A 6,723-nucleotide genomic window follows, 5' to 3' on the forward strand; every position below is an offset into this window, starting at 1 on the left:
CGCCCCAGCGCTAAGATCGGTCAAGCAGCAGAAGCAAAAACCGCTACAGTCTTAATCGGTTTATGGAGCAATCCACCTCGGATTTTACCAGACGCCGAGCCAACTATCCAAAAATATTTAGACGGATGGTTCCGCGATCGGGGATTAAGTCAACTTTACAATTTGCAGCAACGCTCAACGGCGCTGGTTAAACTGCAATCAACAGAACAGGAAATAGCACAGCAAGCAGTAGTGAAATTAGCGATCGTGGCTGCTCTGCCCACGTTAGGATTTTTAATAGGCGTGGCATTGCTCATCTTGTTGGTAGCACAGCGTCTGATCCGCAAAGAGAATTCCCTTCTAGCTCAGAATGAAAATGTTTCTTGGTCAACGCCTTGGGATGCCGAAACAATCTGGCAAGTTTTCATTGTGGGCTTTTTTGGAATGCAATTGCTGATATCTGCTGTATTCATTCCCTTAGCTTTTAAACTGCTCAACCTCACACCCGCCGCTTTTGATGTCCGGTCAAAAGCAATCTACGTTTTGACAACTTATATGTTGGTTGCATTGGGTGGAGTATTGGTGTTGTATTTTTCTGTGAAATCATTTTTACCTTTACCGGAAGGATGGTTTCGATTTGATTTGTTCGGTAAGTGGTTTTTATGGGGACTCGGCGGTTATTTTGTGGCGCTACCTTTGGTAATTGTAGTGTCGCTGATTAACCAAGAAATTTGGAAAGGAGAGGGGGGAAGTAACCCGCTTTTGTCGCTAGCCCTAGAGAGTAAAGATGGTGTGGCACTCGCGATATTCTTTTTTACCGCAGCTATTGCTGCACCGCTGTTTGAAGAATTCCTATTCCGGGGATTTCTCCTGCCATCTTTAACTCGTTATATGCCAGTTTGGGGAGCGACGATCGCGAGTAGTTTGCTGTTTGCCGTCGCACACCTGAGCCTTTCAGAAGTGCTGCCCCTGACTACTTTGGGGATAGTGTTGGCTGTTGTGTACACCCGCTCTCGCAATCTTCTGGCTCCCATGTTACTCCACAGCCTCTGGAATAGCGGCACTCTGTTAAGTTTGTTTATTTTGGGTAGCGGTTCCACCTGATATTCGCCCATCATTGAGTATGCAATATCGCTACTCGCAGCGTAGGGTGCGTTTTCACTCACCCTACACTCTCCGATCCTCAGCTGCAACGCATCTAAGTTGTATCAATGGGGCGGGCAAGATGCCCACCCCACAAGATTTTCACATTCTGGCAATTATTAAAACCATCTGGCGTCACAGCTTATTAAAAAAAGTAAATTTTTCCTACTTTTGATAGATGCAAGCTATCCTATGAGTATAGTGATACCGGAACGGAAGATTTATTTAGAGATCTATATGCAAGATAATCCTGCCAAGTCCAAAGTTGCCGCCCTCCTTCTATGTTTCTTTCTAGGCGGTTTCGGAATTCACCGATTTTACCTTGGATATGTAACGATCGGGATCGTTCAACTGCTGACTTTTGGCGGCTGTGGTATCTGGGCACTAATTGACTTTATTCTTTTGGTTGTAGATTCGCTACCCGACAAGCAGGGTAACCGTCTAGTTTAATTTGAAATTGAGGCACTCGGCCATTTGATTATTTGCGATCGATTAAGAACTGCTTGGCGCTAAAATCACAATGGCAGTTACAATTCATGTTTGAATTATCAGATCGGCTTCTCTCGGCTCGCGATCGGCGTGTGAATTTTGTAAAGTTGACTATTTTTTCATCACCGCTGTTGGTAGCCTTATTTTACAATCACGGGCAGCAAGTGCCTTTCTTAGTTTGCCCGTTTAAATATTTAACAGGGATTCCCTGTCCGGGTTGTGGTTTGACTCGCTCTTTTATTGCTATTGTTCGAGGAGATTGGAGTCAGGCAATAGCACAAAACCTCTTCGGGCCAGTTGTGTTTGCCTGTTTTGCTATAGCAACTATTCATCTCGTAATTGAATTGGTAAAAAAACGACATTTGAGTGCTTTTTATGTTAAGATAATTGCAGATCAAAAAATCCAATTGCTATGTTTATTTATAGTTTTAATATATCATGGTTACCGCTTGTACGATTTATCGAAATCGGGCGAATTATCTGCGGCTTTTTTTAAATCGCCGCTAGGCAATTTACTGTTTTGAAGCAAGGATATTTTATGGGAATGTCAACTTTTAAGTATAAAAAAGTTTTGTTTGTAATATTGCTAGGTGCCTTAAGTAGCGGAGCCTTTAGCGTTTTTTCCAGTATGGATATCAACCTTTTCGTCAAGGGTTACGGGTTGCTGTTGGTGCTGCAAACTGGTTTTGCGCTCATCTACCTGAGTTTTTTGAACTGGAACGATCGCTGAACGAATTAATTTTAGATTTTGGATTAAAAATAAATAATTTTAGGTAGTAGGAAAATCACTATCCACGACCCATTAGCCGCTAGCTACCGGAGCGCAACTTTTAAGAAAAGTTAAACTTTCTCAGGCAATTTAGCCCGACTTGGCCTACTCTCTAAGGAGAGAGGTGCTTATTGCTTTAGGAATGGAAGTGTTGCAGTCAGTTGACAAATCTTCTGAACGGCTGTCTCCCCAGACAGCGATATCTGGGTCAAGCGGCGCTGACGCTACCCCAGCCTCCGACGTGGAGACGATTACCCTGGATGTGGGAGGAATGAAGTGTGCCGGGTGCGTGAAGGCTGTAGAAAATCAGCTAATCCAATATCCTGGGGTTGTTTCAGCCTGCGTCAACTTAGTGACAGAGGTGGCAGTTTGCGACGTAAAATCCGGTGCGGTTGACCCAAGTGCTTTAGCCGCAAAATTGACAGAAGCTGGTTTTCCGACTCAACCGCGCTATTCTCAAACAGGAGAAACGATTTCGCCCGCACAAAGGCATCGCCAGGAGATCGAATCTTCTATATGGCGGCTGGCGATCGCAGGTATCCTAATTGTTTTATCGGGAATAGGCCATTTCGGTCAACACTCTTGGTTTGCCGAGCATCCTTCCATCCTTACCTCATTTTGGTTCCATTGGGGTCTGGCAACCGCTACTTTAGTTGGGCCAGGTCGATCGATCTTGGTAGATGGCTTCAAAGGCTTGCAGCGCTTAGCACCCAACATGAACTCGCTGGTGGGATTGGGTGCAGTAACCGCATACACCGCCAGCACAGTAGCGTTACTATTCCCTCAGCTCGGTTGGGAGTGCTTTTTTGACGAACCGGTGATGCTGTTAGGCTTTATCCTGCTAGGGAGAACGCTGGAACAACACGCCAGAGGACGGGCAGTAGCGGCATTTGAAGCATTGCTTTCCCTCCAGCAACCCCAGGCACGCTTAATTGCCGATCCGAACGTGGATCTAACGGCAGACACGGGAGTCGAAATACCAGCCGATCGGGTGCGCGTGGGAGAATACTTACTGGTTTTACCTGGAGAAAAGATACCCGTAGATGGGGAAACGATCGTCGGCAAGACAACAGTAGATGAGTCAATGCTGACCGGGGAAGCGGTGCCGGTGCCAAAACAAATAGGAGATGTGGTGCAGGCGGGGACGCTTAACCAATCAGGCGCGATCGCGATTCGAGCGACCCGCATTGGCAAAGATACCACCTTAGCTCAAATTGTCGCCTTAGTAGAAGCAGCTCAAACTCGCAAAGCACCGGTGCAACACCTAGCGGATACTGTCGCTGGGTATTTTACTTACGGTGTGATGGCAGCTGCCGCTTTCACATTTCTATTTTGGTATTTTATCGGCACTCACCTTTGGCCGGATCTGCTTTTAGGGCATGGGGCAACATTGATGACGCACGGTGCGGCGGTCATGGGACACGGATCTATGGTCGCGCATCATCAGTCACCCCTGATGTTGAGTTTAAAGCTGGCGATCGCCGTCTTGGTAGTTGCTTGTCCCTGTTCTTTGGGACTGGCCACACCCACCGCTATCCTAGTTGGTACGGGGGTTGGCGCGGAATCGGGACTTTTAATCAAAGGTGGAGATGTTTTAGAACGGGTATCGAGTCTTGACGCGGTAGTGTTTGACAAAACTGGCACTCTTACTACCGGTCATCCCTGCGTGACTGACTGTATCTCGGTTGCAGTCAACGGGGAACTGGAGAAGCAAAATTTATCCTCTGCCTCCCCACCGCTCTCCGACTCGGCGGCAAAGCTTCTCCAACTGGCGGCGGCAGCCGAAAGCGGCACCTGTCATCCCCTCGCCACAGCCATTGTCGAGGAAGCCCGCAAACTGGGGTTACCTATACCACCTGCCGAAGATTTTTACACAGAACCGGGTTTCGGAGTTCGCGCTGTGGTAGAAGGTCAGACGGTGTTGGTGGGAACTTCGGACTGGCTGCAAGCAACGGGAATTAGTGTTGGCGATGCTCTCAAAGCACAAGTTAGGGCATTAGCACAAGCGGGAAAAACAGTGGTTTATGTGGCATCTGACAACATCAGCTTAGGATCGATCGCGGTTGCGGATGCCCTCAGACCAGATGCTAAAACAGCAGTGGCAGATCTGCGGCGTCTGGGATTGAGAGTTATGATGCTGACTGGTGACAGGCTCGAAAGTACATTACCGATCGCTTCCGAGCTATTACTCGACACTTCTGATGTTTTGGCAGGAGTTCTTCCCGATGGTAAAGCATTGGCGATCGCAACTCTGCAAACTCAGGGTCATCGAGTCGCTATGATCGGGGATGGAATAAATGATGCACCGGCACTAGCACAAGCCGATGTGGGCATAGCCCTGCACGCGGCAACTGACATTGCGATTGAAAGCGCTCAGATTATCCTGATGCGCGATGCAGTAACGGATATCGTTAAATCGATTCAGCTCTCGCGTGCCACTTTTAATAAAATCCGCCAGAATTTATTTTGGGCACTTGCCTACAACACTTTAGGTATTCCCATTGCCGCCGGTGTCTTGCTGCCTAGTTTAGGCTTCGTTCTCAGTCCAGCTGCTGCCGGCGCAATGATGGCTTTCAGCTCCGTCAGTGTTGTTACTAATTCTCTTCTCCTGCGTCGTCTGCCTTGGCGTCGGTAAAATTTTAGTCGAAATTCAAGTTTTAAATTTGAAATTGAATTTAATTTTAAATTTAAAATTTGAAATCGAAAATCACCGTTGTTTTCAGGTTGGCAGCGCTGAGCCTAATTTATCAAGGCCATGTGACGCCGGGGTTGCAGCTGCCTTTATTAATTTATTGCAGGACAGATCAATCAATGCCTTTACCACAGGATCAAAATCATCTACTCATTGTTGAGGACGATAAAGGGCGCAAGGAGTTTATACTCACTAAGGCTGTATATTCGATCGGTCGCGATCCGACTTGTAATATCCGCCTATACTCCCAGTTTGTCTCTCGTCGTCATGCAACTTTGCTACAGATGCCCAAACAAGATGGAACATACTACTATCGCATTGTTGATGGCGATGGCAAAGGCAGAGCTAGTGCTAACGGACTGATCATCAACTCTCGCAAGCTTCCAGCTCACGACCTCAAAAATGAAGATGAAGTTGTATTTGGCCCGCAGGTGCGAGCTATATACTATCAGCTCAAACGAGAGACTATCCCATCTGGGCCGCTAGATGAGTTTGATATCACCCTGATTAACCCCGGTAGTATGTTTGACGATGAGCCAGAGGAGTAAAATTTCCCCAAGTTAGCCAGAGTAATCGCAGCTTTGCCTGACTGATTTGCCTGACTAAATAGTGGGTAGCTCTCCTGCTACATTTTCAATTATCTGCCATTGGCGATTGCTGACGATCGCCTCACTGACGCGATCGAATATCTGGTGGCAGTGGTTGTCAACTTGCAGGGGCAATTCCTCATTTTTCATTACCAAACTCATCTTAGTTTGGGTTGCGGTTGCGGTTGAACGATCGATGAGGACTTCAACAGTCACTAACTTGGCAAAGCCAACCTGCCCTGGCTTCTCACGCGCCATTATATAGTCAATCGTTTCATAAAGGATGTCTAACGAACAACTCTTTAGAACTTCTATCAGCAATTGCTTAAGACGATCGAGAGGAAGGGAAACTGTGTACGAACTTGTATAGCGAGCCATATCATACCTCCGGCCTGCGACTCCAAGACCCTCTTATAATACCCGAACCTCATTGATTTGATTTCAAGCTTATACCTAGAAGCATTGTTTTCTATTGCTGCTCTGTAAAGCTGCCACTGCCCCATCAGGGAGAGGGAGAAGGGGGAAGGAGAAAAGAGGGACAATATTAATTCTGCCTGACTTCCTTTTCTTCTAATTCTTCTCCTCATCCTTCTTCTGTCTCGCTTTCGGCTTTCTTCTTTCGTCCCTAATATTCGGCATTAGGCGCGGCAATACTTAAGGCTACACCAAATGGCTCAGTTAATTGCACTTCGGTAACATTGGGCGAGCCGAATATTCTTTTCGGCTGCTAGTTAACCTCAAACATCATCTTTGGTTTGGCATTGCCAAATGTCAAGACCAGATACATTTATACAGGTAGTGTACCCTTAATCGGTAAATTGATGGATTTTTTTAATGAATGCTTTTGAAAGGCTCGTAGGCCAAAGTCAGGCAGTAGAGTTGCTTGGGCAGGCGATCGCTCAAAATCGCATCGCCCCAGGTTATCTGTTTGTTGGCCCCGATGGCGTCGGTCGCAGTTTGGCAGCAAAGTGCTTTACAGAAGAGTTGTTTTATGGTACAGAAGCTAAGCAAAAATCAACTATACAAAAACGCCTACAGCTGAGCAATCACCCCGATTTATTGTG

General features: G+C 46.8%; 7 protein-coding genes and 1 pseudogene. 7 read left to right on the plus strand and 1 reads right to left on the minus strand.

Going from position 1 to position 6,723, the window contains the following annotated elements; genetic code table 11:
- The 6 genes from H6S82_RS13385 to H6S82_RS13410 all read left to right on the plus strand — a co-directional run.
- A partial coding sequence (locus tag H6S82_RS13385) for a type II CAAX endopeptidase family protein (protein WP_191056305.1) occupies nt 1–1,083 on the plus strand: 1,083 nt, incomplete at its 5' end.
- A 231-nt stretch (nt 1,084–1,314) separates the two neighbouring features.
- Nucleotides 1,315–1,572, plus strand: coding sequence for a TM2 domain-containing protein (locus H6S82_RS13390; RefSeq protein ID WP_199315516.1), 258 nt, complete (start codon nt 1,315–1,317; stop codon nt 1,570–1,572).
- Nucleotides 1,573–1,658: 86 nt separating this feature from the next.
- Nucleotides 1,659–2,135: a DUF2752 domain-containing protein gene (locus tag H6S82_RS13395; RefSeq protein ID WP_190472037.1), complete on the plus strand. Its 477-nt coding sequence runs from the start codon at nt 1,659–1,661 to the stop codon at nt 2,133–2,135.
- Nucleotides 2,136–2,155: 20 nt separating this feature from the next.
- Nucleotides 2,156–2,341 carry a hypothetical protein gene (locus H6S82_RS13400; RefSeq protein WP_190472035.1) on the plus strand — a complete coding sequence of 62 codons (186 nt, stop codon included), beginning with the start codon at nt 2,156–2,158 and terminating at the stop codon, nt 2,339–2,341.
- A 163-nt stretch (nt 2,342–2,504) separates the two neighbouring features.
- Nucleotides 2,505–5,015: a heavy metal translocating P-type ATPase gene (locus H6S82_RS13405; RefSeq protein ID WP_347339496.1), complete on the plus strand. Its 2,511-nt coding sequence runs from the start codon at nt 2,505–2,507 to the stop codon at nt 5,013–5,015.
- A 176-nt stretch (nt 5,016–5,191) separates the two neighbouring features.
- On the plus strand, nt 5,192–5,620 hold the full coding sequence (locus H6S82_RS13410) for an FHA domain-containing protein (RefSeq protein ID WP_190472032.1): 429 nt from the start codon (nt 5,192–5,194) through the stop codon (nt 5,618–5,620).
- A 54-nt stretch (nt 5,621–5,674) separates the two neighbouring features.
- On the opposite strand, the gene H6S82_RS13415 is transcribed toward H6S82_RS13410, so the two are convergent.
- Nucleotides 5,675–6,037: a hypothetical protein gene (locus H6S82_RS13415; protein ID WP_190472030.1), complete on the minus strand. Its 363-nt coding sequence runs from the start codon at nt 6,035–6,037 to the stop codon at nt 5,675–5,677.
- A gap of 456 nt (nt 6,038–6,493) precedes the next feature.
- Between H6S82_RS13415 and H6S82_RS13420 the strand changes: the two are divergent.
- Nucleotides 6,494–6,723: pseudogene (locus H6S82_RS13420) on the plus strand (DNA polymerase III subunit delta'); the annotation flags it as partial.

The sequence above is a fragment of the Planktothrix sp. FACHB-1355 genome (assembly GCF_014748295.1).
Taxonomy (GTDB): domain Bacteria; phylum Cyanobacteriota; class Cyanobacteriia; order Cyanobacteriales; family Aerosakkonemataceae; genus Aerosakkonema; species Aerosakkonema funiforme_A.

What these genes read in the sequence shown, in the direction of transcription:
- H6S82_RS13400 (WP_190472035.1), top strand. Translation starts at nt 2,156, where the DNA reads ATGTCAACTTTTAAGTATAAAAAAGTTTTGTTTGTAATATTGCTAGGT.
- H6S82_RS13415 (WP_190472030.1), bottom strand. Translation starts at nt 6,037, where the DNA reads ATGGCTCGCTATACAAGTTCGTACACAGTTTCCCTTCCTCTCGATCGT.
- H6S82_RS13390 (WP_199315516.1), top strand. Translation starts at nt 1,315, where the DNA reads ATGAGTATAGTGATACCGGAACGGAAGATTTATTTAGAGATCTATATG.
- H6S82_RS13395 (WP_190472037.1), top strand. Translation starts at nt 1,659, where the DNA reads ATGTTTGAATTATCAGATCGGCTTCTCTCGGCTCGCGATCGGCGTGTG.
- H6S82_RS13410 (WP_190472032.1), top strand. Translation starts at nt 5,192, where the DNA reads ATGCCTTTACCACAGGATCAAAATCATCTACTCATTGTTGAGGACGAT.